The sequence below is a fragment of the Marinobacter antarcticus genome (genome assembly GCF_900142385.1).
GTDB classification, from domain to species: Bacteria; Pseudomonadota; Gammaproteobacteria; order Pseudomonadales; family Oleiphilaceae; genus Marinobacter; species Marinobacter antarcticus.
In genome coordinates this window covers 1,931,655-1,956,652 of record NZ_FRAQ01000001.1, presented here as the reverse complement: position 1 = coordinate 1,956,652, position 24,998 = coordinate 1,931,655, and the positions used below count along the sequence as shown (strand labels likewise).

Annotated in this window: 24 protein-coding genes; 7 read left to right on the top strand and 17 right to left on the bottom strand. The window is 54.2% G+C overall.

All coding sequences use genetic code 11. The features are described 5' to 3' along the window. Nucleotide 1 precedes the first annotated feature (1 nt). The 6 genes from BUA49_RS09190 to BUA49_RS09165 form a co-directional block, all read right to left on the bottom strand. On the bottom strand, nucleotides 2-367 hold the full coding sequence (locus tag BUA49_RS09190; RefSeq protein WP_072796859.1) for a DUF6285 domain-containing protein: 366 nt from the start codon (nucleotides 365-367) through the stop codon (nucleotides 2-4). Then, nucleotides 364-1,389: a phosphotransferase family protein gene (locus tag BUA49_RS09185; RefSeq protein WP_072796858.1), complete on the bottom strand. Its 1,026-nt coding sequence runs from the start codon at nucleotides 1,387-1,389 to the stop codon at nucleotides 364-366. Before BUA49_RS09185 ends, BUA49_RS09190 begins: the two co-directional genes overlap by 4 nt. Before the next feature lie 5 nt (nucleotides 1,390-1,394). Beyond that, complete coding sequence (locus BUA49_RS09180; protein WP_072797795.1) at nucleotides 1,395-2,594, bottom strand: acyl-CoA dehydrogenase family protein; 1,200 nt, start codon at nucleotides 2,592-2,594, stop codon at nucleotides 1,395-1,397. Between the two features lie 13 nt (nucleotides 2,595-2,607). Next, nucleotides 2,608-3,408: an SDR family NAD(P)-dependent oxidoreductase gene (locus BUA49_RS09175; RefSeq protein ID WP_072796857.1), complete on the bottom strand. Its 801-nt coding sequence runs from the start codon at nucleotides 3,406-3,408 to the stop codon at nucleotides 2,608-2,610. Nucleotides 3,409-3,498: 90 nt separating this feature from the next. Beyond that, the gene (locus BUA49_RS09170; RefSeq protein WP_228704438.1) at nucleotides 3,499-3,723 is read right to left on the bottom strand and encodes an ROK family protein; all 225 of its coding nucleotides are present in this window, start codon (nucleotides 3,721-3,723) and stop codon (nucleotides 3,499-3,501) included. Nucleotides 3,724-3,728: 5 nt separating this feature from the next. Continuing rightward, nucleotides 3,729-4,280 (bottom strand): hemerythrin domain-containing protein, encoded by a 552-nt coding sequence (locus BUA49_RS09165; RefSeq protein WP_072796856.1) that lies wholly within the window; start codon nucleotides 4,278-4,280, stop codon nucleotides 3,729-3,731. 415 nt (nucleotides 4,281-4,695) lie between these two features. On the opposite strand from BUA49_RS09165, the gene BUA49_RS09160 reads away from it, so the two are divergent. Further along, nucleotides 4,696-5,619 (top strand): 5'-nucleotidase, encoded by a 924-nt coding sequence (locus BUA49_RS09160; protein WP_072796855.1) that lies wholly within the window; start codon nucleotides 4,696-4,698, stop codon nucleotides 5,617-5,619. Nucleotides 5,620-5,711: 92 nt separating this feature from the next. On the opposite strand, the gene BUA49_RS09155 is transcribed toward BUA49_RS09160, so the two are convergent. Next, nucleotides 5,712-6,059, bottom strand: coding sequence for a hypothetical protein (locus tag BUA49_RS09155; RefSeq protein ID WP_217650403.1), 348 nt, complete (start codon nucleotides 6,057-6,059; stop codon nucleotides 5,712-5,714). 177 nt (nucleotides 6,060-6,236) lie between these two features. Here BUA49_RS09155 and dusA point away from each other — a divergent pair, with 177 nt between their 5' ends. From dusA to BUA49_RS09130, 5 genes are all read left to right on the top strand, one after another. Further along, nucleotides 6,237-7,307, top strand: coding sequence for a tRNA dihydrouridine(20/20a) synthase DusA (gene dusA, locus BUA49_RS09150; RefSeq protein ID WP_072796853.1), 1,071 nt, complete (start codon nucleotides 6,237-6,239; stop codon nucleotides 7,305-7,307). A gap of 139 nt (nucleotides 7,308-7,446) precedes the next feature. Next, nucleotides 7,447-8,415 (top strand): transaldolase, encoded by a 969-nt coding sequence (gene tal / locus BUA49_RS09145; RefSeq protein ID WP_072796852.1) that lies wholly within the window; start codon nucleotides 7,447-7,449, stop codon nucleotides 8,413-8,415. A gap of 32 nt (nucleotides 8,416-8,447) precedes the next feature. After that, on the top strand, nucleotides 8,448-8,897 hold the full coding sequence (locus BUA49_RS09140) for a tellurite resistance TerB family protein (protein WP_072796851.1): 450 nt from the start codon (nucleotides 8,448-8,450) through the stop codon (nucleotides 8,895-8,897). A gap of 24 nt (nucleotides 8,898-8,921) precedes the next feature. After that, complete coding sequence (locus BUA49_RS09135; protein ID WP_072796850.1) at nucleotides 8,922-10,049, top strand: 3-deoxy-7-phosphoheptulonate synthase; 1,128 nt, start codon at nucleotides 8,922-8,924, stop codon at nucleotides 10,047-10,049. Beyond that, nucleotides 10,046-10,843 carry a glycerophosphodiester phosphodiesterase gene (locus BUA49_RS09130; RefSeq protein ID WP_072796849.1) on the top strand — a complete coding sequence of 266 codons (798 nt, stop codon included), beginning with the start codon at nucleotides 10,046-10,048 and terminating at the stop codon, nucleotides 10,841-10,843. The genes BUA49_RS09135 and BUA49_RS09130 overlap by 4 nt, the downstream gene beginning before the upstream one ends. An 11-nt stretch (nucleotides 10,844-10,854) precedes the next feature. Here BUA49_RS09130 and sthA read toward each other — a convergent pair whose 3' ends face one another. The 10 genes from sthA to BUA49_RS09080 form a co-directional block, all read right to left on the bottom strand. After that, nucleotides 10,855-12,246, bottom strand: a complete 1,392-nt coding sequence (sthA, locus tag BUA49_RS09125; protein ID WP_072796848.1) for a Si-specific NAD(P)(+) transhydrogenase — start codon at nucleotides 12,244-12,246, stop codon at nucleotides 10,855-10,857. A 65-nt stretch (nucleotides 12,247-12,311) separates the two neighbouring features. After that, the gene (gene nqrM / locus BUA49_RS09120; RefSeq protein ID WP_072796847.1) at nucleotides 12,312-12,563 is read right to left on the bottom strand and encodes a (Na+)-NQR maturation NqrM; all 252 of its coding nucleotides are present in this window, start codon (nucleotides 12,561-12,563) and stop codon (nucleotides 12,312-12,314) included. 12 nt (nucleotides 12,564-12,575) lie between these two features. Beyond that, complete coding sequence (locus tag BUA49_RS09115; protein WP_072796846.1) at nucleotides 12,576-13,628, bottom strand: FAD:protein FMN transferase; 1,053 nt, start codon at nucleotides 13,626-13,628, stop codon at nucleotides 12,576-12,578. Between the two features lie 9 nt (nucleotides 13,629-13,637). Then, complete coding sequence (gene nqrF, locus BUA49_RS09110) at nucleotides 13,638-14,864, bottom strand: NADH:ubiquinone reductase (Na(+)-transporting) subunit F (RefSeq protein ID WP_072796845.1); 1,227 nt, start codon at nucleotides 14,862-14,864, stop codon at nucleotides 13,638-13,640. Nucleotides 14,865-14,901: 37 nt separating this feature from the next. Then, nucleotides 14,902-15,510 (bottom strand): NADH:ubiquinone reductase (Na(+)-transporting) subunit E, encoded by a 609-nt coding sequence (gene nqrE, locus BUA49_RS09105; protein ID WP_072796844.1) that lies wholly within the window; start codon nucleotides 15,508-15,510, stop codon nucleotides 14,902-14,904. Continuing rightward, nucleotides 15,510-16,175, bottom strand: coding sequence for an NADH:ubiquinone reductase (Na(+)-transporting) subunit D (locus BUA49_RS09100; RefSeq protein WP_072796843.1), 666 nt, complete (start codon nucleotides 16,173-16,175; stop codon nucleotides 15,510-15,512). The genes nqrE and BUA49_RS09100 overlap by 1 nt, the downstream gene beginning before the upstream one ends. Nucleotides 16,176-16,177: 2 nt before the next feature. Further along, nucleotides 16,178-16,981: a Na(+)-translocating NADH-quinone reductase subunit C gene (locus tag BUA49_RS09095; RefSeq protein WP_072796842.1), complete on the bottom strand. Its 804-nt coding sequence runs from the start codon at nucleotides 16,979-16,981 to the stop codon at nucleotides 16,178-16,180. Beyond that, nucleotides 16,974-18,182, bottom strand: coding sequence for an NADH:ubiquinone reductase (Na(+)-transporting) subunit B (locus BUA49_RS09090; protein WP_072796841.1), 1,209 nt, complete (start codon nucleotides 18,180-18,182; stop codon nucleotides 16,974-16,976). Before BUA49_RS09090 ends, BUA49_RS09095 begins: the two co-directional genes overlap by 8 nt. A gap of 4 nt (nucleotides 18,183-18,186) precedes the next feature. After that, complete coding sequence (locus BUA49_RS09085; protein WP_072796840.1) at nucleotides 18,187-19,533, bottom strand: Na(+)-translocating NADH-quinone reductase subunit A; 1,347 nt, start codon at nucleotides 19,531-19,533, stop codon at nucleotides 18,187-18,189. 264 nt (nucleotides 19,534-19,797) lie between these two features. Next, nucleotides 19,798-21,312 (bottom strand): glyceraldehyde-3-phosphate dehydrogenase, encoded by a 1,515-nt coding sequence (locus BUA49_RS09080; protein ID WP_228704437.1) that lies wholly within the window; start codon nucleotides 21,310-21,312, stop codon nucleotides 19,798-19,800. A 140-nt stretch (nucleotides 21,313-21,452) separates the two neighbouring features. Here BUA49_RS09080 and mfd point away from each other — a divergent pair, with 140 nt between their 5' ends. After that, a complete protein-coding gene (gene mfd, locus BUA49_RS09075) occupies nucleotides 21,453-24,983 on the top strand; it encodes a transcription-repair coupling factor (protein ID WP_072796838.1) in 3,531 nt (1,176 codons plus the stop codon). The last annotated feature ends 15 nt before the right edge of the window (nucleotides 24,984-24,998 follow it).

Below are 24,998 nucleotides of genomic sequence, written 5' to 3'. Positions count from 1 at the left end.
TTCACCGTTTCAGGTAGCCCGGGCTGTTTATTCCCAAACGAGCCTCCGTTAAAGTTCGGAGCACTTCACGCAGGGCCTTATCTCTACCATCCAGCCGACGCTCGCGAATCGCCTCAGCAAGAGATTCCTCGCATTCAACATTATAATTTGGTTGAGATTGCACCCCCAAGAATGCGCTAACGGCTCGATCGGCCTCCTCCACCTTGGCCTGCTCACTCTGCCCAAGTTCACGGATTGCCATTCCCATGGCGTTAGCAATCATCAGTGCTTCGTATTTTCGCGTGCCTGTAAGCTCTGGTGTCAGCGAGTTCATTAGCACCTGGCGAGCTTCCGTCAATAGATCATGAATGTCCGGTTTATTGATCACTGGTCGTCCTCCAGTTCCTGAATCTGAGCCAACAAATCACACTCCATCTGCGCAACCATTCGACCGGTCAGCGCCAACTCTAACGAGCGCTGTTCGCCTGAGATGTGCCGGCGCGCCTGTTGAAGCGCGATCATGGCCCAGCGCACGAGAGCCATCACTTCCCAATAACTAACGGCCACCGGATCAATCTCAGCGCCACCCGCTTCGCGGTAACCGTCCAGAAAATCCTGCTTATCACCGACCCCGCCCGCTTCCCGCTCATTCGCACCAAACCGCCAGCTGCGGCTGCAAAACCAACCGAGATCCTCCGCAGGATCACTCCAGGCCGCAAACTCCCAATCCAGGATAGCGGTCAGCTTTTCACCAGCCATCATGTAGTTTCCGGTTCGAAAGTCGCAATGACACAACACCGTTGGACCCGGTTCGGGCGTTTTGTCTTCCAGCCAGTTCAGTGCCCATTCCAGAACGGGATGGGGTTCCGCAATTTCTCGGAGGTGCCGCCGGTAAATCGCTACACGGCTCAGCGCCGCATCACCTTGATCGGGCAATGTCAGGAAGCCCAGAGAGCGCACCGGTGGTCGCACCGTATGTAATTTGGCAAGCTCTGCACCTAGCCGTCGCACAATAGTGCGGCGCTGCTCACTTGTTAAATCCGACTTGACCAACTTACGTGGTGATGCGCTCCCGTCCGCCCGGGTCATGACATAAAACAGCTGCCCGCTGACATCAGGATCTTCGCAAAGCCAAAGCGGTTCCGGGACGGTAACTCCCGCTTTAAACGCAGCTTCCAGCACCCGAAACTCTTCGGGCCTCGACAGGCTTTCCGCAACGCCTGAAGGGGCATCCTGGCGCACCACAAATTTCTGAAGACCTGATCGCTGACCACCTTCGATTTCCAGGCTCAATCCGAAGTTGTCCTGAATGGCTCCCCCGGAGAGCTTTTCAAACTCGATCACTTTGGCGCTTCGAGCACCGGATTGGTGAGCGACAAACCGGCTGAAGACCTCCGCAAGCTCAGACATCAGCCCTACACTCCCCAACGCCAGAAGTCGGCGCGCTCGGCCAACAATGTTTTTGAGAACACCATCTTATGAATCTCCGATGCGCCATCAACCAGCCTCGCCTGGCGCGCATAGCGATAGATCCATTCCAGCGGAGTGTCTTTGGAGTAGCCTCTCGCACCACACAATTGAATTGCGGTGTCTACGGCCTTGTGCAGGGTATCGGCAACCGCCACTTTGGCCATGGAGACTTCTTTTCTGGCAAAGTCGCCTTGGTCGAGCTTCCAGGCAGCGTGCATGGTCAGTAAGCGACCGACCTGGATATCCATTGCAGCCTCGCCCAATAGCCATTGCACACCTTCGCGCTGAGCCAAAGTCTGACCGAAGGACTCACGCGTATTGACATATTCGGTAGCGATTTCGAGGGAACGCCGCGCCAAACCAAGCCAGCGCATGCAGTGAGTAAGCCGCGCAGTCCCAAGTCGAATCTGGGTAAGCTTAAGGCCGTCGCCAACCTCCATCAGACGGTTCTCATCCGGGATTTCCAAACCATCAAACCGGATTTCGCAGTGCCCGCCATGCTCTTCCGGCCCCATGATGGGAATGCGCCGAATAATTTCCCACCCCGGATCATCCTTATGGAACATAAAGGCGGTTAAACCCTTTCTGGCATCGTCTGAGGTTCGAGCAATCAGAATGAAATGAGAGGCTGCGGCGGCGCCCGTAATATAGTGTTTATGCCCATTGACAACCCACTTGTCACCCACACGTTTTGCGCTTGTCTGCATCATGCCGGGGTCTGAACCACAGCCAGGAGGCGGTTCCGTCATTGCAAATGCGGAGCTCACTGTTCCCTCTACAATGGGCTTTAGCCAACGCTCCTTTTGCGCCTCGGTACCCACCTTCGCCAATACCATCATGTTGCCATCATCGGGCGCCGCAGAATTGAAAACCACCGGACCAAAAATTGAACGGTTCATTTCTTCGTAACAGGCCGCCATACCCGAAATATCAAGCCCTTTCCCGCCAAGGTGTTCGGGGATCTGCAAACACCACAGGCCCTCATGCTTTGCCTTGCCACGCATAATTTCCAGATGCCCAAGCGCAATATTCTCATGCTCGTCGTAGGCTTCGGGATTACTCTCCAGCGGCAACAGATGCTGTTCCACAAAGTCTCTTATCCGCGCTCGATAAGACTCGTTTTTGGCGTTGAGATTGAAATCCACAGGGAGAACCTCTTTAAAGTGAAGATTGCAGATGACCGCCATCCACCACTAGGGTGCTGCCGGTCATGTAGTCAGAAAGCTCCGATGCCAGAAGCAGCAACGGGCCACACAGATCGTCTGGCTGCCCAAGGCGCCGCTGTGGAATGCGATGAATCATCTTCTGGCCCGGCTCAGTGGCAAAGAAATCTCGGTTCAGGTCGGTTTCTATATAACCAGGTGCTAACGCGTTAACCCGAATGCCATAGCGAGCCCACTCCAAGGCAAGAACGCGAGTCAGTTGCTCAACACCGGCCTTAGCGACCGCATAGGGTGCAACATTGCCCGCCGCACGATGCCCGAGAATGGAGGAAATCATTATGATGCTTCCGCGCCGCTCCTCGCTGGACAAGCGGCGGGCCGCCTCAGTGGCAACCAACCAACAGCCTTTAAGGTTCGTGTCGATAACGCTATCCCAGTCGTCACCGGTGCAGTTCAGAGCTTTTTTGCTGACGGCAACACCCGCATTGGCAACCACCACATCTGGAATGCCAACCTCACCGGCCATCACATCGAACGCTTGTGTAACGCTGGCTTCATCACTGACATCCATGGGTACAACATGAATGCGATCGGCGTGGCTGGGGAATGCTGACTTGAGGCTTTCAAGTGCCTCACGGCGCCGACCGCTCACGATGACGGTAGCGCCAGTATCGAGCAAACAGCGGGTAAAGCTTTGTCCCAACCCGCCTGCAGCGCCTGTGACAAGTGCGATCTTGCCATCGGTACGAAGAAGCCAGTTAGCGTTATCAGGATTCGTTTTTTTGGAATTGTTCATTTTTTAAACCCTCCACTCACAAAATAGACCGAGCGCTCGCTTTATTCAAGGAGGGAAACAATAAAGATTTTGCGGATCAGATTAGTTCAATTATAGCTGGGGTTTCGCCAACCTTGGCGGCAGTTTCCGGTAGATTCGTTCGGCATTACTCATACCGCCTCCCAGCACAATAATGTCCGGGTCCAGCACATTGATAACGGCCGCCAAGCCACGGGCCGGATGTTCCAGATACTGATTCAGGGTTTCAGCAGCCCCTGCGTCACCTTTGCAACAGGGCGCACAAGTCGTCCTGCATGGCGCTCCCCTTTCTAACACGGTGCTCAGGAAAATGGCGACGGCGCCGCCTTGAACTCCGCATAAAGCTCCGGATAATCCTCCCGGAGCCGTGACAGGTTGGTTTGTGCGCTGTCTGGCAACATCTTGAGTAAGTCCTTCTGCTCCGCATCAGTCAGATGTTCACGAAGGAATGGAAACAGCTGCTCACGCTCGACCTGTAAGTAAGCCAGATGGGCATCGAGATAGGTTTTGAGGTCGTCGATAAAGCGCTCCATAGGCACCACGGCATCCATCAGGATCATATCGAGAGTCTCGGAAAGCAGGTTCAGGCGCTTACGCAAGGCTTGGTAATCCTCGGCCATTCGACGGCTTAATGCCTCGGCTTCGGGCGCCTTGGCCAGCAGATGTTCGCTGTACAGATGCTCCAAGGGCATGATGAAGCCGTCCATGTATTCGAGAATGTAGTCCACGACCTCACGTATCAGATGAAAGTCTGGGCGCTCGCCCTGCTCCAGGTTCTTGTGTCTGAGCAAGAGTATGTGCAGCAACCGCGCCATGTTGGCGTGATCGCGCCGCAATTGGTTAAGACTAGCCATGATAAAGCCTCCTTTGCTGGTAAGTCGTGTCGTGGTTATCCCTCAGAGTCTTATATTGGATTGTTCGTTATTGGAATACCAGAGCTAGACAATCATAGCGATTTCACAGTAATCCTTATGCAGTAAGAGTCCACAATCACATACCCAACCAGTTCGCGGTAAATTTGTTATGCAGGTGCTCGAGGTTGGCGGAGGTAACGTTGCGTTAGCCCATAACCATGAGAACTTTGTCGCCGGGCATGGCGACTGCGCTAAGCAGCATGTCGGTTTTGACATTATCAATCATAAGCCCCCTCCTGTTTGATATAGTGATCGTGCAATGCGCACATGAAAAACGGTGTCGCAAAGTGCATTTATAGTTTGGATTCCGGTGACTTGAAGCCTGATACCTGCCAAGAAAAGGAACGCTCTGCCGATGCCTTATCCCATCGAACAAAAGCTCGTTATTGCGGTTGCGTCCAGCGCTCTGTTTGATCTGTCCGGGTCTGATCATGTATTTCGCGAACAGGGTGAAAAGGCCTATCGAAAGTATCAGGAAGCTCACTTGGGTGAACCCTTGCGCAAGGGCGTTGCCTTCCCGTTCGTAAAGCGCTTTTTGAGCGTGAACCAGAAGTTTCCGGAGCAGTGCCCCGTGGAAGTGGTTTTGCTATCCCGAAACTCGGTGATTACCGGCAAGCGGGTGTTTCATTCTATTCACCACCACGGCCTGGACATTACCCGCGCGGCATTCCTGGAGGGCAAATCGCCCTATGCCTACATTCCAGCATTCAATGCCTCGCTGTTTCTCTCGGCTAATGCCGTCGATGTGTCGCAGGCGCTAGACTATGGCTATGCGGCTGGCACGGTTCTGCCGAGCAAGGTAGTGGATGATCAAGGTGATACGGAGCTGCGCATTGCTTTCGATTTTGATGGCGTGATTGCAGATGATGCCTCTGAGCAGGTATACAAAGCCGGCTCGCTGGAGGACTTTCAGAAACACGAGACGTCCCGCTCGCAGATTCCCCACAGCCCCGGCCCTCTTGCGGATTTATTCCGCAAGCTTTCACATCTGCAAAAACTGGAAGACCAGGCTGTGACGGACGATCCCGATTATCGGCGGATATTGAGAATCGCCATTGTGACGGCCCGCAATGCCCCTTCCCATGAACGAGTGATTACAACGCTGGAACATTGGGGCGTGGATGCCAATGAGGTTTTCTTCCTGGGTGGTATGAAGAAAGACCGGATTCTGAACGTGCTTAAGCCCCATATGTTCTTTGATGACCAACGGTCGCATCTGGAGTCGGATGCGGGGGATATTCCGATGGTACATATTCCGTTTGGGGTGGCGAATTTGTGAGGCTGAGGTGCACCACTGCGAGGGCATTGCAAGGCTACCTTTCGCCGGGGTACTGGATGTTATTCGGCGTTGGTTTAGTGAGTAACTCTCACTTATAGATAGGCAAGTATCTCAACAAGGACCCAGGCGCTTGTCAGAACGCCCAACCAACCGAGCACCGTGGCAATCTTCGCCAAAATAGCCCAAACCTTGCGGCCCTGATACCTGTCTGCTGCGCGCCATATCCCCAGCAAAGCCAGCGCCTGATAGACAATAGTCACAGCCAGAACCACCGCCAAAATACCTACCGAGGGAATTGCTCTGGTAACAGCGTTAACAATCAGGCCGACCAAAACGCCATAGAGCCAATAGGTTTTGGCCAGACCAAAGTCGCCGCTGGCCAACTTTGAAAAGAATCCTTTCTGCTTCACTCCGCTTGGAGTATTTCCAGTTTCAGACACAGATATCTCCTTAAGGTACCGGGTGCCAGGGCTTCAATCTCACCCCTCAACCACTCAGGTTCCAGTATGTCGCTGTACTCTATACCACAACGAACAAACCCGATAAGCCAAAGAAGCCGCTTTCCTGATAGAATTAGCGCTTCAAACACGCAGCAATGAGTAAGAAACGAGCAAGAAATGAGCAAAGACGCACCTTCCGAAAACGCCGAAAATACCACGGGGGCTACCGGAAAAACTGGCCCAGAGCCATCCCGCCGCTTCTGCGTTGCGCCGATGATGGACTGGACTACCCCCCAATATCGCTACCTCGCCCGCCTGTTGAGCCGGCATACTCTGCTCTATACCGAGATGGTCACCACAGGTGCGCTGATTCACGGCGATACTGAGCGCTTTTTGCACCACAATCCGGCCGAGTATCCCCTGGCTCTCCAGCTTGGCGGCAGTGATGCCGGAGAGCTGGCCCATTGCGCGCGGCTGGCGGAGCAGTTTGGGTTCAGTGAGGTAAACCTGAACGTTGGCTGCCCCAGCGATCGGGTTCAAAACAATATGATTGGCGCCTGCCTGATGGGACACCCGGATAAAGTGGCAGAGGCCGTGAGCGCGATGATTGCGGCCACGAGCCTTCCGGTAACGGTAAAGCACCGTATCGGCATTAATGGCCGGGAGTCCTGGGACGATCTTTGCGAGTTCGTGGATAAGGTTAGTGCTGCGGGCTGCCGTACATTTATTGTGCACGCGCGTATTGCCGTGCTTGAGGGCCTGAGCCCGAAGGAAAACCGGGATGTGCCGCCGTTAAAATACGATTGGGTGTACCGCCTCAAGCAAAAATACCCGCACCTTGAGATCATTATCAACGGCGGCATCAAAACGTTCGAAGAGTGCCATGAACATCTGGAACATACGGATGGCGTGATGCTGGGCCGTGAGGCCTATCACAACCCCTGGCTGCTGGCTGGTGTGGATTCGGAGTTCTTTGGTGACGAGGCTCCCACGGCCTCCCGCCACGACGCGCTCAGGGCCATGTATCCGTTTATTGAGAGCGAGCTGGAGCGCGGTGTTTTCCTCAGCCACATATCCCGGCACTTACTGGGGCTTTTCCACGGTATCCCCGGCGGCCGTCAGTTCCGTCGCTATATCAGTGAAAACGCGCATAAGTCCGGTGCTGGTCTGGAGGTGATTCAGACCGCTCTGGAGAAGGTCCGCGAGCCCGCACAGCCTGTATTGACGGAAGCGACAGCGAGCGCTTGACCGCGACCTTAACGCATTATTGCCAGAACCTTACTTTTTGCTGTCTTGTTCCTGTCTTTGCAGCCCGCTATTGTAGATGTATAACCCGCATCCGGGATTCGGATGTGTTGATAAAAAATCAACTCGGACGACAGCACGAATGGCCAACAAGCTCGACCAATTGAAAACCATGACCACGGTAGTGGCGGATACTGGCGATATTGACGCCATAGCCCAGTGGCGCCCGCAGGATGCCACCACAAATCCATCACTGTTGCTGAAGGCAGCTGCTTCCGATGCCTATCGCCCCATGCTCGACAAGGCGGTTGCCATGGCTCGCAAACAGGGCGGTTCCGATGCCGAGCAGTTAAAAGTGGCAACCGATATGCTGGCGGTTTTGGCGGGCCAGGAAATACTCGGCCTGATACCGGGAGTGGTTTCTACAGAAGTTGATGCCCGATTGTCATTTGATACCGATGCCACGCTCAAACGTGCACGCCGCTTGTTGGAACTCTATGACCAACAGGGCGTGGATACTCGCCGGGTTCTGATCAAGATTGCGTCTACCTGGGAAGGCATCCGAGCCGCGGAGATACTTGAACAGGAAGGTATCCACTGCAATCTGACACTGCTGTTCTCATTCGTGCAGGCTGCGGCCTGCGCACAGGCCGGTGCCTTCCTCATCTCACCTTTCGTAGGTCGCATACTGGACTGGCACCTTGCCAGCACCGGTCGCGAGCAATTCCCTGCCGCCGAGGATCCCGGCGTGCTTTCGGTCGCCCGGATCTACAATTACTACAAGGCCAATGGTTTCAGTACGGTGGTTATGGGCGCGAGCTTCCGCAATACCGGAGAAATTGAAATGCTGGCAGGCTGCGACCGTCTCACCATCAGTCCTGCGTTACTGAAGGAACTGCAAGACGACAATGGAAGCCTGGAGCAGAAACTTTCAGCCACCGGAGCCACTTCGACAGATGGGTTCGGAACCCTGGATGAAAAACGCTTTCGCTGGGAATCCAACGAAGATGCCATGGCCACTGAAAAGCTGGCAGACGGCATTCGCCGCTTCACCGCAGACCAGATTGAACTGGAGAATAGGGTTCGGCAGCTGGCCAGTAAAGCGGCCTGATTTTCAATGCACCTGAATGATCGTGTCTGATTATGATTAAGAGCCTGAAAAAACTGTTTAGCGCACCGGAAACAGAGCACGATAAACCCGATGCCCGCGATCTTGCGATTGCTGCAACCGCTTTGATGGTGCAACTTTCGCGGGTTGATAACGATGAAGATGAGCGAGAGCTGCAAGCTATCGTGGACTGCTCGATAAAAGCTCATCAGGTAACCCGGGAAGAAGCGGAGGAAATTCTCAGCCATGCCCTGGATCATGCGGAGGATGCCACCTCACTGTATGAATTTACCGGGCAGCTCAACGAGTACCTTGATCAGGAGGGCAAACAGTTGCTGCTGGAGAGTATCTGGCATGTTGCTCTCGCGGACGACCGCGTCGACAAATACGAAGAACACCTTATTCGCCGTATGGCAGACCTGCTGCATCTTAATCACCGGGAGTTCATACAGGCGCGACACAAGGCAGAGAGCGCACGCTCCTAGCCGGCACATAACAAAGGAAATCGCATGTTAGCCATTCTTCATCCCAACACACCTCTGGACAGTGAAGCCTACCGCCAGACGATGCACTTCCTGGAGAATCTGCCGGGCGTATCTGTGCGGGTGCATGAGATTCAGGGAGCCAGTCAGCGGCTGACCGAGGTTTACCTTCTGGGCGACACCAAGCCGCTCGACATGGCAGAAATCGAAGCACTGCCGGCTGTTGAGCGCGCCATCCGCATATCTGAAGATTACCGGGTTCTGGGGCGCCATAGAGATGATAACCGGCAGACAGGCTTTAGCTACAACGGCGTAGACTTCAACCAGTCCAATCTCAACATTTTCGCCGGGCTCTGCGCTGTAGATATTCCTGAGCATGTCGAAATGATGTTGAAGGCTCTTGAGGAAAACGGTCAGGTTTGTACCCGCATGGGTGCCTACAAGCCTCGCACCAACCCTTATTCATTTCAGGGGCATGGTAAGGGTTGTCTGCCGTGGGTTTTTGAAAAAGCTGGCAAACACGGTATCAAAGTGGTGGCCATGGAAATCACCCATGAAGGCCACATTGAAGAAATCGATACCTGCCTGGAAAAGCTCGGGCGGCCAACTGGCGTTATGCTTCAGGTGGGCACACGAAATACCCAGAACTTTGAACTGCTGAAAGCCATCGGTCGCCAAAGCACCTACCCGGTACTGCTAAAGCGCGGGTTCGGCATCACTCTGAACGAATCCCTGAATGCGGCGGAATACCTGGCCAGCGAAGGCAACGCCAACGTCATTTTCTGCCTGCGCGGCATGAAAACCGAAGCCGGTCAGCCGCACCGCAACATGGTGGACTTTGCTCACGTACCAGCCGTTAAACGGCTGACGCGCATGCCTGTCTGCGTCGACCCTTCTCATTCGGTAGGTACCCGTGAGAAGGCTCCGGACGGCATCCTGGATGTTATGCACGCAACAGCACAGGGCGTGATCGCAGGGGCCAATATGGTTCTGGTGGACTTCCATCCCAAACCGGAAAAGGCACTGGTAGACGGGCCTCAGGCACTGCTTATGAACGAACTGCCGGCCTACCTTGAAGATATACAGCTGTGCCACGATACCTGGAAAAAACGCCAGGCCATTTACCAACGTCTAAAAGGTGTAACATCGGAATGATCGTCTACGGACACCGGGGCGCCAAAGGTGAAGCCCCAGAGAATACCCTGCCCGGATTCAGGCACGCCTACCGGCAGGGCGTTCGGCATTTTGAGCTGGATATCGTGCTGTCGAAAGATGGCAAGCCCGTGCTGGTGCACGATCTCACGACCGACCGCACTACGGACCAGAAAGGCAATGTGAGCCAATATACGGCAGCAGAGCTTGCCGCCATGGACGCCCGTCGCAACACAACCTCATGGCCGGTAAAAACCGGTATCCCTGCGCTGGAAGATCTGTTGGATCAGTTCGGTGATATTGAGCACTTCCAGCTGGAAGTGAAGAAGGATACTCGCGCCAGACTGAATATTCTCTGTAACCGCCTAACGGAAATCATCCAACACCGCAATCTCTATCAGACGGCAGCGATCACTTCGGCGGACACCTGGTTTCTGAAAGAAATACGCAGAAGAAATAAACGCATTCGCACAGGGCTGGTAGCAGAACGACGGTTCCCCCGGCCACTCGGCATCGCAGCGCGGCTGGGCTGTGACTACTTGTGCGTCAACTGGAAACTTTGTTCGCCAGAACTTGTAGAGAAAGCTCGCCGGAGAGGAATGCATGTCTCCTGCTGGACCGTCAACCGCATCCAGGACATGCTTCGGCTTGAAGCTATGGGCGTGGACAGTATCATCACAGACTTCCCTACAAGCACGCGCATGTTTTTTGATAATCGCGCACGCTCTGCCACCTCACTGCCTGACGACCGCCAGGAAAACACAACGACGGGTAATGCGACATTACCCGCCAACTGAACCTGAACCGATCAGAAGATCCGGTTCAGGCCGTTCAACGCAGCTACCCGGTAAGCTTCCGCCATGGTCGGGTAGTTAAAGGTTGTGTTGATGAAGTAATTGAGAGAGTTGGCCTCACCCTCCTGATTCATGATCGCCTGGCCGATGTGAACAATCTCGGCAGCCTGGTCCCCAAAGCAGTGTATGCCCAGAATCTGTCGGGTTTCACGGTGGAACAGGATTTTGAGCATGCCGACAGCTTCGCCAGTAATCTGCGCCCGGGCAAGATCCTTGAAAAAAGCCTGCCCAACTTCATAGGGTACCTTGGCTTCTGTCAGCTCACTCTCGGTTTTACCGACAGAACTGATTTCGGGAATCGTATAAATGCCCGTGGGCACATCTGAAACAAACCGGAAGTACTCATCCTGAGCAATGTCCGAAGATGCAGATCGCCCCTGGTCATAGGCAGCACTTGCAAGGCTTGGCCAACCGATAACATCGCCAGCAGCGTAGATGTTCTCCACATCTGTGCGGTAGTGCTTATCAGTGGACAACTGGCCACGACCATTCGGCGTCAGGCCAATGTTCTCCAGCCCCAGGCTTTCAGTATTGCCACTGCGGCCGTTGCACCAGAGAAACGCATCGGCGCGTATTTTCTTGCCTGACTGCAGAGAAAGAACAACCCCGTGGTCGTCCCCATCCAAAGCCTCATATTGCTCGTTGTGACGCACCAGCACACCGTTGTTGCGCAGGTGGTAGCTAAGCGCATCCGAGATTTCATCATCAAGGAATGACAGCAGGCGACTGCCCGGGTTGATCAGGTCAACCTTCACACCAAGACCGGCAAAAATGGACGCATATTCGGAACCGATAACGCCGGCACCGTAAATGATCAGCGTGCGCGGTGTATGGGACAGATTGAGTATGGTGTCCGAGTTGTAAATCCGGTGATGGCGGAAATCGACATCAGGCGGCAAATACGGACGTGAGCCGGTCGCAATCACTGCCTGCTTGAAGTGCAGTGTCTCGACGGACTTGTTACCACGGACTTCGAGCCGGTTCTCATCCAGAAACGATGCGCGTCCGTTGATCAGATCCACTCGGTTACGGGAATAAAACTGAGTTCTCAGTTTTACCTGTTTACCAATGACCTTCTGTGCATTTTGCAGCACCCGGGGAAACGAGAACCAGCGGGGTTCTCCGATATCCCGGAACATCTGATTGGTATTGAAGGTAATGATCTGTTTGACCGAGTGGCGCAAAGCCTTGGAAGGAATCGTACCCCAGTGGGTGCAGTTGCCTCCCACGGTGGGCTTGTCTTCAACGATAGCAACACGCTTGCCATGCTTCGTCGCGTTCATTGCCGCACCTTCACCTGAAGGTCCCGCACCGATAACGACGACGTCGTAATGATGTTCTGCCATGCGTGCAGTGACTCCTTATCTACGTCGTGAAAAAGTAATTGTGATTATTCTGGATCTGCCAGCGCTTACTGCTTGCGACCAGCCTTGGTCGCATCATAGGCCAGGTCCTCGGGTGCTACTGCCTCCAAAGCCACACGCTGACTTTCCTCTTCGCACTTCTGGGTGTTGCCGCCACAAATATCACAGGACGAGCTGATTCCAACCGCACTCATACCGCCACAGCTGCCGCTGATCGGCTTGCGACCAAAAATGACGCCAACAGACATGCCGGCGACCAGCAAAACCACAATCAAAAAAACCAGAAGAAAGGTACTCATGTTGTCCTCCCCTTACTGAGCAACGAAGGACGAAAACGCCGGGGTCTGATGCCCCTCAAACCCGTCTTCCGTCCGAATAATAAAATAGGCCGGAATATTCTCCCGCGTTGCGAGCTCACTCGCCCGCTCGTAACCCATCACAGTGAAACCGGTCGCCAGTGCATCAGCGGTCATGCAGTCATCTGCAATAACCGTTACAGAAGCCAGATGATGCGCAATCGGGTGTCCGGTCTCAGGGTCTATTGTATGGGATAAACGGCGCCCTTCCGATTCGTAATAGTTACGATAGTCTCCTGAGGTGGCCATTGCCCGTGAAGGCAGGGAAACGATGCTGTTGACCGTATGCTCTGCGCCATCCACCGGCTGCTCAATGGCAAGCCTCCACACGCTACCATCCGGCTTCTGCCCGTGGGTGCGAATTTCTCCACCTATTTCGACAAGATAAGCCTCAACACCTTCACTATCGAGATAGCGAGCCACGACGTCTACACCGTAACCTTTTGCGATCGCAGACAGATCGATGTATTGGGGCATCGCCGCCTTTACAGCGGGCGGATCGGCCTGAAGCGTCAGCTGCTCGTAACCCGTCTTGGCCAAAGCGCGAGCCAAGGCCTCTTCTGAAGGAATCTGTTCTGGCCGTGCATCCGGACCGAAGCCCCAGAGATTGACCATCGGCCCGATGGTTACGTCAAACGCACCGCCTGTCAGCCGTGAAATCTCATTGGCCCTGGCCAACACTTCAAAAAGCCCATCAGACACCGGAATCCAGTCCGACTGATCTTCCCGGCGGTTCAGCTTTGACAGTTCTGAGTCCTCCCGCCAGGTCGACATGGAGGCATCAACCCCTTCAAGAGCGTCGTCAATGCCTTTTGCCAGCGCCTGAAGCCTCTCGTGATCTTCCGGTAAGACAACGCTGATATGATAAGTGGTGCCAAACGCAGGACCTGAAATTTCCCAGACTTCTTCGTCCGGCTGAAACGAGCAACCCGCCAAGGCCACCAGTGCCAGCATCATGAAGATGCTGGCAAAGGCTACCCGGGCGGGTTGTAACATACGGGATGTCATCTGAAAGGTTTAGCCTCCGAAGTCATCCAGCATGATGTTCTCGTCTTCAACACCCATATCCTTCAGCATCTTGATAACAGACGCGTTCATGATAGGAGGCCCGCACATATAGAACTCACAGTCTTCCGGAGCGGGGTGATCCTTAAGGTATTTGTCATACAGAACGTTGTGGATAAAGCCCGTTGGGCCTTCCCAGTTGTCTTCCGGCTGCGCATCAGACAGGGCCACGTGCCATTCGAAGTTCTCGTTCTCTTCGGCAAGCATGTCGAAGTCTTCCACGTAGAACATCTCGCGGACACTCCGGGCACCATACCAGAAGCTGATCTTGCGCTTGGAGTTCAGGCGCTTGAGCTGATCAAAGATATGGGAACGCATTGGTGCCATGCCGGCTCCGCCGCCGATAAACACCATTTCCGCTTCGGTCTTCTTGGCGAAGAACTCACCGAATGGCCCCATAACCGTAACCTTGTCACCCGGCTTCAGGTTGAACGTATAGCTAGACATGATACCCGGCGGGTGATCAGTCCCCGGAGGCGGGGTGGCAATACGGATATTAAACTTGAGAACACCCTTCTCTTCCGGATAGTTCGCCATAGAATAGGCGCGGATGGTCTCTTCCTTGTTGATTGCCTTGTAGCGCCAGATATCAAGCTTGTCCCAATCGCCGTGGAAATCCTCTTCAATATCAAAATCCTTGAAATCGATTTCGTAAGGAGGACACTCCAGCTGAACATAACCGCCAGCGCGGAAATCCACTTCCTCGCCTTCCGGAAGCTTCAGTATAAGTTCTTTGATAAAGGTGGCCACGTTGTGGTTGGAGGCAACCTCACACTCCCACTTTTGAACACCGAAGAACTCTTCAGGCACTTCAATTTTCATGTCCTGCTTAACCGGAACCTGGCACGACAGGCGCCAGCCTTCCTTCTCTTCACGGTTCGTGAAGTGGGTCTTTTCCGTAGCCAGCATCGCCCCGCCGCCATCAAGCACTTTACACTTGCATTGCGCGCAGGTACCGCCACCACCACAGGCTGACGACAGGAAAATACCGCTGCCTGCCAGTGTGCCCAGAAGCTTGCCGCCGGCTTCCGTTTTTACGGTATGTTCCGGATCGTCATTGATTTCGATGGTCACATCACCGGTGCTTACCAGTTTGGATCTCGCCGCGAGGATGATCGCCACAAGCGCCAGAACGATAACGGTGAACATGACCACGCCGAGTATGATTTCTGTATACATGGTCTCGCCTTTTCGTTAAACCGAATCACCGGATGAGTTACAGGGAAATCCCAGAGAATGACATAAAGCCAAGGGACATCAGACCAACGGTAATGAAGGTGATACCCAGGCCACGCAGACCTTCAGGAACATCGCTGTACTTCAGCTTTTCACGGATGCCGGCCAGGGCAATAATAGCCAGAGCCCAGCCCACACCGGCACCAAAGCCATAAACCACACTTTCACTGAACGTATAGTCACGTTCCACCATAAACAGTGCAGCACCCATGATTGCGCAGTTCACTGTAATCAATGGCAGGAACACGCCCAGTGCGGAGTAAAGTGCGGGGATATATTTGTCCAGAATCATTTCCATGATCTGAACAATGGCCGCGATAACGCCGATGTAGGTAATCAACCCAAGAAAACTCAGATCCACATCAGGCAAACCTGCCCAGGACAACGCACCTTCACGCAGGATGTTGTTGTAGATCAGGTTGTTGACTGGCACGGTCAGTGTCAGAACCACAACAACGGCAATACCGAGACCCGTCGCCGCTTCAATCTTCTTGGAAATGGCAAGAAACGTGCACATACCCAGGAAGAACGCGAGCGCCATGTTCTCAATGAAAATTGCCTTGAGAAGCAAGCTGATATAATGCTCCATCAGAAGGCCTCCTTATGGGTGTGGCGGGACATTTTGTAGTCCTCTTCTTCTACTTGCTCAGGCATCCAGGAACGCAGCCCCCAGATCGCAAGACCAATGATGAAGAACGCACTCGGTGGCAGCAGCAGCAGGCCATTTGTCACGTACCAGCCACCTTCGTTTACCGGAGACAGGATGGTCACACCGAACAGTGAACCGGCACCCAGAAGCTCGCGGAAAAAAGCCACGAACAGCAGCATGACCGAGTAGCCCAGACCGTTACCAATGCCGTCGAGGAAGCTCAACCAGGGGCCGTTCTTCATAGCGAAACCTTCGGCGCGCCCCATAACAATACAGTTGGTGATGATCAGACCAACGAATACAGAAAGCTGTTTACTGATTTCGTAAGCATAGGCCTTGAGTATCTGATCAACCACGATTACCAGAGAAGCAATAATGGTCATCTGTACGATGATCCGGATGCTTGCCGGAATCTGGGTACGAACCAGTGAGACAGCCAAGTTGGAAAACGCGGTAACAGCGATAACCGAAAGACACATAACGATGGTGACGTTCATGCTCGTGGTTACGGCAAGTGCTGAACAGATACCAAGGATCTGCAGCCCGATCGGGTTATTACTGAATATCGGTTCAAAAAGAACCTGTTTGGCGGTTATTTCGGCCATGATCAGACCTCCCCTTCACGAAGTTTCTTGAGGAACGGTGCGAAGCCCCGGCCACCCATCCAGTAGTTAACCAAGTGCTGAACGCCACGGCTGGTCAGTGTTGCTCCGGAAAGCGCATCGACCTTGTGCTCTTTGTCAGCAGTGTTAGCGCTTACGCCACCCTTAACCAGGCGAATTTCTGGTTGAGACGTGTTGTTACCGTAAAGCTCCTTGCCTACCCACTGCGATTTCCAGCGCGGGTTATCTACTTCACCCCCGAGGCCGGGTGTTTCTGCGTGCGCGTAGAAACCCAGACCCTCAATGGTGTTCAGATCCCCTTTAAGCGACATGAAACCATACAGAGTAGACCATAGCCCGTAACCGTGAATCGGCAGTACCACACGCTTGAGATTACCACCTTCGCTCAGAGTATAAACCTTTGCGACATTGGGGCGGCGCTTGATGCCAGCCAGATCTTCAGAGGCTGGAATCCTGGTCGACATCTCGGGATTTGAAGCGCTTTTGTACATGTCATACTTCATGGGATCTTTAACATCCACGAAAGACGGCTCCACGTATTCACCGGTTTCGAGATCCACCAGACGCACTTCAAATTGCGAAAATACTTTTTCGATTTCCTCAGCGCCGGCTCCCTGAGGCAGCATTCCTGCCGCAGACAGGATGTTTGTCTTGATATCCAGGTTCTGGTTCTTGATCTGCGCCGGGCGGAGCACTACCGCCGCGGTAGAGACTACAACAGAGAACACAATACTCAGTACCAGAGCAACAATCAGCGTTCTGGAGACGGTTTCTTTACCTTTAGCCACGAGCGAGCCTCCTTTTGACGTTGGCCTGAACCACGTAATGATCCATAAGCGGAGCAAAGAGGTTAGCGAACAGAATCGCCAGCATGATGCCCTCCGGGAATGCCGGATTAATAACCCGGATCAGGATGGTCATTACACCCACCAGAATACCGAAGCACCAGCGACCGGTGTTGGTCATTGCCGAAGAGACCGGATCTGTTGCCATGAACATCATACCGAAAGCAAAGCCACCCATAACCAGGTGCCAATGAGCCGGAATCGCAAACATCGGGTTGGTTTCAGAACCGACAACATTCAGCAAAACGGCCATACCGATCATGCCGATGAGCACACCACCCACAATCCGGTAGCTGGCAATTCGCATGCCGATCAGTATCAGACCACCAATGAGTACAGCCAGCGTAGAGGTTTCGCCCATAGAGCCCTGAATAGAACCCATGAATGCGTTCATCCAGCCAATATTGCTTTCCAGCGCATCCAGGCCACCGCTTGCTGCCCAGCTCAGAGCTGTTGCACCACTGAAACCGTCAACTGCAGTCCATACCGTATCGCCGGAGATCTGCGCCGGATAGGCGAAGTACAGAAATGCACGGCCAGTCAGCGCGGGGTTCAGGAAGTTTTTGCCGGTACCACCGAAAACTTCCTTACCGATTACGACACCGAAGGTAATGCCCAGAGCTACCTGCCAAAGCGGGATAGTCGGCGGGCAGATCAACGCAAACAGGATTGAGGTTACGAAGAAGCCTTCATTCACCTCGTGACGACGCACGGTGGCGAACAGCACTTCCCAGAAACCACCAACCACAAAGGTCACGAAGTAGACGGGAACAAAGTACGCCAACCCGTAAACAAAGTTGTCCCAGATGCCAGCGCCGGCCCCTGTAACCGCAAGAGCCTGTATAAAGGCTGCACGCAGACCATTGTCAGCAATCAGCGCGTCCGGGTTTGACGCCAGAAAGCTGTTCGCCTGAAAGCCAATGTTCCACATACCAAAGAACATCGCCGGAAAGGTACACATCCACACCGTGATCATAATGCGCTTGAGATCAACGCCATCACGAACGTGCGAGGTTGTCGAGGTTACCGAACTGGGCGTGTAGAAAATGGTATCGGCGGCTTCGTAAAGCGCATACCAGCGCTCGTACTTGCCTCCTTTTTCAAAATGATGCTCGATTCCATCGAGAAACTGTCTGATAGCCATCGTATTAGCCCTCGATCTCGATTCGGGTCAGGTTCTCGCGGAGAATCGGACCGTATTCATATTTACCCGGGCACACGAAAGTGCACAGCGCCAGATCTTCTTCGTCCAACTCCAGAGCGCCAAGCTTCTGAGCCATTTCGGTATCACCCACAATCAGCGCACGCAGCAACTGGGTAGGCAGAATATCCAGAGGCATAACCTTTTCGTAGGCACCTACCGGCACCATGGCGCGTTCACTGCCATTGGTGGTGGTCGTGAAATTGAAAAGCTTGTTACCGGAAAGCTTGGACAGGTAGATATTCAGAACGGAGAACTTGTTAACGCCCGGCGTCAGCCATCCCATGAAGTAGCGCTTGTTGCCTTCTTCCAGCAGAGATACCTGATTGGCAAAACGGCCAAGGTAAGCACAGGGGCCATCGCCACGGCGACCGCCAAACACAGAACCGGAAATCGCGCGTACATCACAGTCTGTGGCCACTTCGCCATCGAGAAGTTCGGCCAGGCTGGCGCCCAAACGGGTGCGAACCAGGCGCGGCTTCAGGGCCTTGGGGCCGCCAAGCGCAACAATCCGGCCAACATTCAGCTCACCGGTTGAAAACAGCTGCCCTATATCAATTACGTCCTGGTAGTTAATTGTCCAGACGCACTTTGAGACAGACACCGGATCAAGGTGATGTATATGAGTCCCGACGTTTCCGGCGGGATGCAAGCCATCAAACTGCTGAACATCAATGTTATCGGCTTTTGGAACGGATACGTTAGATCCGGGCCGGCCGGTCACGAACACTTTGCCAGAGGTGATCCGGCCCAGAATAGTCAGGCCGTTCTCAAACGCTGCCGCATTTTCAGCGATCACCAGAGTGGGATCAGCCGCCAGCGGATTGGTGTCCATAACGGATACGAAAATGGAGTGCGGAGCAGTGTCGATTGCCGGAACTTTGCTGTACGGACGGGTCTTCAGAGCCGTCCACAAACCGGACTCAACCAGATTATCGACCACCTGCTGACGTTCCAGACCGGCAAGGTCCGAGTCACTGAAGCGGGCGAAGGTCTCAGCGTCGTCACCATCAATTTCGATGACAACTGACTGGAACACCCGACGCTCACCGCGATTGATTTCTTTCACCACACCAGCGGCAGGTGATGTGTAACGAACGCCTTCGGTCTTCTTGTCCGTGAACAGCAGCGTACCGCGTTTGACACGGTCCCCTTCTTTAACAGCCATCGTCGGCTTCATGCCGATGTAGTCAAAACCGATTAGCGCAACATGGCGAACCGGTTTGCCGTCTGTAATGGTCTGTTCGGGAGCGCCGCTGATGGGAAGATCCAGGCCTTTTTTGATCTTGATCATTAGCCTCATCCAATCATCGGAAACTATTCTATGAATTTGCGTCGCCCGCCCCCTGCGGCCCAGAAACAGATGAGAAACGGAGGGACAGACATACCTAAAATCGCGCCAATTATAGAGTCTAAGGCAAGCTATTTCCACCGGAAACGAGAACGGGTTTGTACCGGAACGTAATTCCGCAGTGGCAAGCCATCGTTAACAAAAAAACCCGGCGACTTCCGGCGCCGGGTTTCTGGAGCTATCAACGCCAACTCTGGCGCACTACCCTCAGTCGCGCGAGCGCTTCGGGAAGATAGGGAACTCAATGCCTGCCATCTGGGTTACTACCCTGATCACCTGGGCACTGTACCCGAACTCATTGTCGTACCAGACGTAGAGAATCAGCCGCTTACCCGCAGCAATCGTTGCCTGGGCATCAACAATGCCGGCGTGGCGGGAGCCCACAAAATCTGTAGACACCACTTCCGGAGAGTTCACAAAATCTATCTGTTTCTGCAACTCGGAGTGCAAAGCCATCTCGCGCAGGTAGTCGTTGACAGCTTCTACACTAACCTCTTTTTCCAGATTGAGGTTCAGGATCGCCATGGAAACGTTCGGTGTCGGCACGCGGATGGCATTTCCGGTGAGCTTGCCTTTCAGCTCCGGAAGAGCTTTGGACACCGCTTTTGCCGCTCCTGTCTCGGTAATTACCATGTTCAGCGCAGCGCTTCGGCCACGACGACTGCCTTTGTGGTAGTTATCGATCAGGTTTTGGTCGTTGGTATAGGAGTGCACCGTCTCAACGTGGCCATCCTCAATACCATACTCGTCGTGAATTGCTTTCAGCACCGGAGTAATGGCATTGGTGGTACAGGAGGCTGCCGACAGGATCTTGTCGGCATCCGTAATCGAGTCGCTGTTGATGCCGTAAACGATATTCTTGATATCACCCTTACCCGGCGCTGTGAGCAGAACACGGCTGACACCCTTGGATTTCAGGTGCAGGCCCAAGCCCTCTTCGTCACGCCACATACCGGTGTTATCGATAACAATGGCGTTGTTGATACCGTACTCGGTGTAATCCACCTTGTCCGGGCCGTCTGAATAAATCACCTTGATGAAATTGCCATTGGCAATCAGCGCCGACTCTTTCTCGTCCACACGGATGGTGCCATCAAATGGGCCGTGTACAGAATCGCGGCGCAGCAGGCTGGCGCGCTTTTCCAGATCGCTTTCTGCGCCGCCATGGCGCACCACAATGGCTCGCAGGCGAAGGTTATTCCCGCCGCCGGCTTTTTCGATCAGGATACGGGCGAGCAGGCGCCCGATGCGTCCGAAGCCGTAAAGCACGACATCTTTAGTGGCGTTACTGGCATCTTCTTCCGACTGGAAAGGGTACTGACCAACCACCGGCCCGATTTCTCTTTTGAGAAATTCGACCAGGTCACCACCTTCTTCTTTGAATTTTACCGCCAGCTTACCTATGTCAACGTGCGCGCGCCCGAGATCCATCTGGTCCATAGCCTGCAGAATTGGCAAGGTATCGTGAACGGACAATTCGCTGTCCTCCACTTGGCGCACAAATCTGTGGGCGCGGATGATATCGATAACCGACTGGTTGATAATGGCGCGACCATATACGGAGGTAACAACGTTGTTTTTCCGGTAAAGACGGCCAATCAGCGGAATCATAGCCTCCGCAGTGGATTCTCTGTCCATCCAGTTCGACAGGCACTGGTTCATCTGTTCGTGACTCACGGTAGGGACCCCTGTTTCGCACGTGTAATAATTCAGGTCGGGCATTATCCAACTTAAACCGGCTAACGGCAAATACGAACTGGCACGGACATCGTAAATTTGCCGCCATGACACCGCCATCTGCCGGCGTTAGAATAGCTACCTCACCGGCTCCCAACACCCACAGCAGGAGAACACGACTGCCCATGAATCAAGGTGCCCCGACTACCGCTTCACTGCAAACACTGATTGCGCCGTCATTTCCTGAGAAACAGGCCGATCACCGCACCTGGGGGCAATTGCATGGCAGCAGTGACGCCCTGGCCATTTGTGAAAGCGCCCGGGCCCATGAGGGACTGACCCTGGTCATTACCCGCAGTACGGCCGATGCGATCCGCCTGGAGCAGTCCATGCGCTTTTTCCTGGGCCTGCCTCCAGAAGAAGATGGCGCCACCATCACAGAGGGCGGCCTTGAGCTGCTATCGCTGCCGGACTGGGAAACCCTGCCCTACGATCTGTTTTCTCCGCATCAGGATATAACCTCACGGCGCATTCGCACCCTGCACCGGCTGCCTGGCATCCGGCACGGCGTGATTGTGGTGCCGGCCCGAACCCTGATGCACCGCCTGCCGCCGGTAAGCTATCTCCAGGGCAATACTCTGCTGCTGGAAACCGGTCAGACCCTGGATATCGACAACTGGCGCATGCAGCTGGCAACCGCAGGCTACCGGCACGCCGAAAACGTTTATGAACACGGTGAATATGCCGTTCGAGGCTCCATACTCGACATATTCCCTATGGGCTCCAACCTGCCCTATCGGATCGATCTGTTTGATAACGAAGTGGAAACACTGCGCACGTTCGATCCGGAAACCCAGCGCTCCATCGATCGGATTGAGCGCATCGAACTTCTCCCTGCCTATGAATTCCCATGGCACAAGGAGGCCCGTTCCGGCTTCCGCGGCCGCTGGTTTGAGCAGTTCCCAAATGCTGATAAAGATGTGCCCATATACCAGGACGTCAGCCACGGTATTACGCCGCCGGGTATCGAATACTATCTGCCACTGTTTTTCGACCAGACAGCAACCCTGTTTGATTACCTGCCGGACACCACCCACGTTTTTACAGCTGAGGGCCTGAACGAATCAGTCAGCCACTTCGACGCAGACACCCGTAATCGCTACGAAGATCGCCGCCACGACCGGCTGCGGCCGATTCTTCCGCCGTCCAGCTTGTTTTTGCAACAGGATGAACTGTTTGGCCATCTCAAGGCCTTCCCCCGGGTAACCACGTCGCCCGAGCCAGCAGAAGGTAGCGGCACGGTCAACTGCGCCAGTGAAGCGCTTCCGGATATCGCGATGAACGCACGGGCCGCCGATCCTGCGGGCCAGCTGAAGCGTTTTATACAGACTTTTGCCGGACGGGTACTGATTTGCGCCGAATCTTCAGGCCGGCGCGAAGCCTTGATTGAAAATCTGGGGGAGTACCAACTTCAACTGCAAAGCTTTGAAAACTGGAAGGACTTTCTGGCAGATGGTAGCAGCAGGCTAGGCATCACCATTGCACCCATGGAACAGGGGCTGGTGCTACCCGGTCACAACCTGGCCCTGATTACTGAAACCGCCCTGTTTGGCGAACGAGTGCTGCAGCGCCGCCGGCGTGAGAAGCCCACCGAAGCAAATGACGACGGCTATCGCGACCTGTCCGAGCTACGAATCGGCTCACCCGTCGTGCATATCGATCACGGTGTTGGCCGCTATCTCGGCCTGGAAACCATTTCCGTGGAAGGCGAATCCAGCGAATTTCTAATGCTCGAATACGCCGGCAGCTCAAAGCTGTACGTTCCGGTATCCAGCCTGCATCTGATTTCACGCTATGCCGGCACTGACACAGAGCACGCGCCACTGCATAAGCTGGGTACTGAGCGCTGGAGCAACGCCAAGCAGAAGGCTCTGGAAAAGATCCGCGATACCGCTGCCGAGCTTTTAGATGTATACGCCCGCCGTGAAGCCCGCACAGGGTTCGCCTTTGAAGACCCGAAAGAAGCCTACCGCGCTTTTGCAGCAGGGTTTCCATTTGAGGAGACGCCAGACCAGGAGGTTGCTATTCAGGCAGTCTTCGAAGATATGACCAATGAAAAACCCATGGACAGGCTGATTTGTGGCGACGTCGGCTTTGGCAAAACCGAAGTCGCCATGCGCGCTGCCTTCATGGCGACATGGTCGGGAAAGCAGGTCGCGGTGCTTGTGCCAACAACGCTGCTGGCCCAACAACACTATGAATCCTTCCGTGACCGTTTCTCGGATACACCGGTCAATATCGAACTACTGAGCCGTTTTCGAAGCACTAGCCAGACCAACAAGGCACTGGCGGCCACCGAAAGCGGAACAGCTGATATCGTCATCGGTACCCACAAGCTGCTTCAGGGCGACATCCGGTTCAAAAACCTGGGCTTGGTTATCATTGATGAAGAACACCGGTTCGGCGTAGGACAGAAGGAAAAGTTCAAGGCTCTGCGCGCTGAAGTGGATATGCTGAATCTCACGGCAACGCCCATTCCAAGAACCCTCAACATGGCTATGGGTCACCTGAGAGATCTTTCTATCATCGCTACTCCACCGGCCCGGCGGCTCTCAGTGAAAACCTTTGTGCGTGAGCGGGACGAGCCGATGGTCAAAGAAGCTATTCTGCGTGAGGTTCTGCGTGGTGGTCAGGTGTATGTCCTGCACAACGATGTGGCAAGCATCGAGAAAACCGCGGCGGATTTGCGGCGCCTGGTTCCCGAGGCTCGAGTGGGCGTGGCTCATGGCCAGATGCGGGAGAGACAGCTTGAACAGATCATGTCTGACTTTTATCACAAGCGCTTCAACGTGCTGGTGTGCACCACCATCATCGAAACCGGGATCGACATCCCCAGCGCCAATACCATCATTATCGAACGTGCCGACAAGTTCGGCCTTGCTCAGTTGCACCAGCTACGTGGCCGCGTTGGCCGCTCGCACCACCAGGCTTATGCTTACCTTCTGACACCTCCTCCGAAAGCCATCAGTGCGGATGCAAAAAAACGGCTGGAAGCTATTGCCGAGGCTCAGGAGCTGGGCGCCGGCTTTATGCTGGCAACCCACGATCTGGAGATTCGTGGTGCCGGCGAACTACTGGGCGACGAACAGAGCGGTCAGATAGAGGGCATAGGCTTCACCCTGTATATGCAATTGCTGGATGAGGCGGTGAAAGCCATTCGTGAAGGCCGCACGCCCAATGCTGAACTGCCCCTGAGCCACGGCACAGAAATGAACCTTCGAATACCGGCGCTGATTCCGGAGGATTACCTGCCAGACGTTCATATCCGGTTGATGCTCTATAAGCGCATTGCAAGCGTCAGCAACCGCGATGCATTAAAAGAACTTCAGGTTGAAATGATTGATCGCTTCGGATTATTACCGGAACCGGCAAAAAACCTGGTTCGACAGACTGAACTCCGGCTCAAGGCAGAAGCCCTGGGTATTGTGAAAGTGGACGCCGGCAAGGAGTGGGCCCGTCTTGAATTTGGCAGCTCTACACCGGTGGATCCGCTGATTCTGGTTAAGAAAATGCAATCTGCACCAGACACATATCGCCTTGAAGGAGCTAACAGTTTCCGTTTTCGGCTGAAGGACGCCTCAACCAGTGGTAAACTCGACGGCATTTCCGGGATGCTAAGCGAACTGGTGCCCGCACCAAGCGCCGCTACCGCCTGACTATCGCCTGAAAAA

What these genes read in the sequence shown, in the direction of transcription:
- BUA49_RS09185 (WP_072796858.1), bottom strand. Translation starts at nt 1,389, where the DNA reads ATGTCTGAGCTTGCGGAGGTCTTCAGCCGGTTTGTCGCTCACCAATCC.
- BUA49_RS09175 (WP_072796857.1), bottom strand. Translation starts at nt 3,408, where the DNA reads ATGAACAATTCCAAAAAAACGAATCCTGATAACGCTAACTGGCTTCTT.
- BUA49_RS09165 (WP_072796856.1), bottom strand. Translation starts at nt 4,280, where the DNA reads ATGGCTAGTCTTAACCAATTGCGGCGCGATCACGCCAACATGGCGCGG.
- BUA49_RS09160 (WP_072796855.1), top strand. Translation starts at nt 4,696, where the DNA reads ATGCCTTATCCCATCGAACAAAAGCTCGTTATTGCGGTTGCGTCCAGC.
- dusA (WP_072796853.1), top strand. Translation starts at nt 6,237, where the DNA reads ATGAGCAAAGACGCACCTTCCGAAAACGCCGAAAATACCACGGGGGCT.
- tal (WP_072796852.1), top strand. Translation starts at nt 7,447, where the DNA reads ATGGCCAACAAGCTCGACCAATTGAAAACCATGACCACGGTAGTGGCG.
- BUA49_RS09140 (WP_072796851.1), top strand. Translation starts at nt 8,448, where the DNA reads ATGATTAAGAGCCTGAAAAAACTGTTTAGCGCACCGGAAACAGAGCAC.
- BUA49_RS09135 (WP_072796850.1), top strand. Translation starts at nt 8,922, where the DNA reads ATGTTAGCCATTCTTCATCCCAACACACCTCTGGACAGTGAAGCCTAC.
- BUA49_RS09130 (WP_072796849.1), top strand. Translation starts at nt 10,046, where the DNA reads ATGATCGTCTACGGACACCGGGGCGCCAAAGGTGAAGCCCCAGAGAAT.
- sthA (WP_072796848.1), bottom strand. Translation starts at nt 12,246, where the DNA reads ATGGCAGAACATCATTACGACGTCGTCGTTATCGGTGCGGGACCTTCA.
- nqrM (WP_072796847.1), bottom strand. Translation starts at nt 12,563, where the DNA reads ATGAGTACCTTTCTTCTGGTTTTTTTGATTGTGGTTTTGCTGGTCGCC.
- BUA49_RS09115 (WP_072796846.1), bottom strand. Translation starts at nt 13,628, where the DNA reads ATGACATCCCGTATGTTACAACCCGCCCGGGTAGCCTTTGCCAGCATC.
- nqrF (WP_072796845.1), bottom strand. Translation starts at nt 14,864, where the DNA reads ATGTATACAGAAATCATACTCGGCGTGGTCATGTTCACCGTTATCGTT.
- nqrE (WP_072796844.1), bottom strand. Translation starts at nt 15,510, where the DNA reads ATGGAGCATTATATCAGCTTGCTTCTCAAGGCAATTTTCATTGAGAAC.
- BUA49_RS09100 (WP_072796843.1), bottom strand. Translation starts at nt 16,175, where the DNA reads ATGGCCGAAATAACCGCCAAACAGGTTCTTTTTGAACCGATATTCAGT.
- BUA49_RS09090 (WP_072796841.1), bottom strand. Translation starts at nt 18,182, where the DNA reads ATGGCTATCAGACAGTTTCTCGATGGAATCGAGCATCATTTTGAAAAA.
- BUA49_RS09085 (WP_072796840.1), bottom strand. Translation starts at nt 19,533, where the DNA reads ATGATCAAGATCAAAAAAGGCCTGGATCTTCCCATCAGCGGCGCTCCC.
- BUA49_RS09080 (WP_228704437.1), bottom strand. Translation starts at nt 21,312, where the DNA reads ATGCCCGACCTGAATTATTACACGTGCGAAACAGGGGTCCCTACCGTG.
- mfd (WP_072796838.1), top strand. Translation starts at nt 21,453, where the DNA reads ATGAATCAAGGTGCCCCGACTACCGCTTCACTGCAAACACTGATTGCG.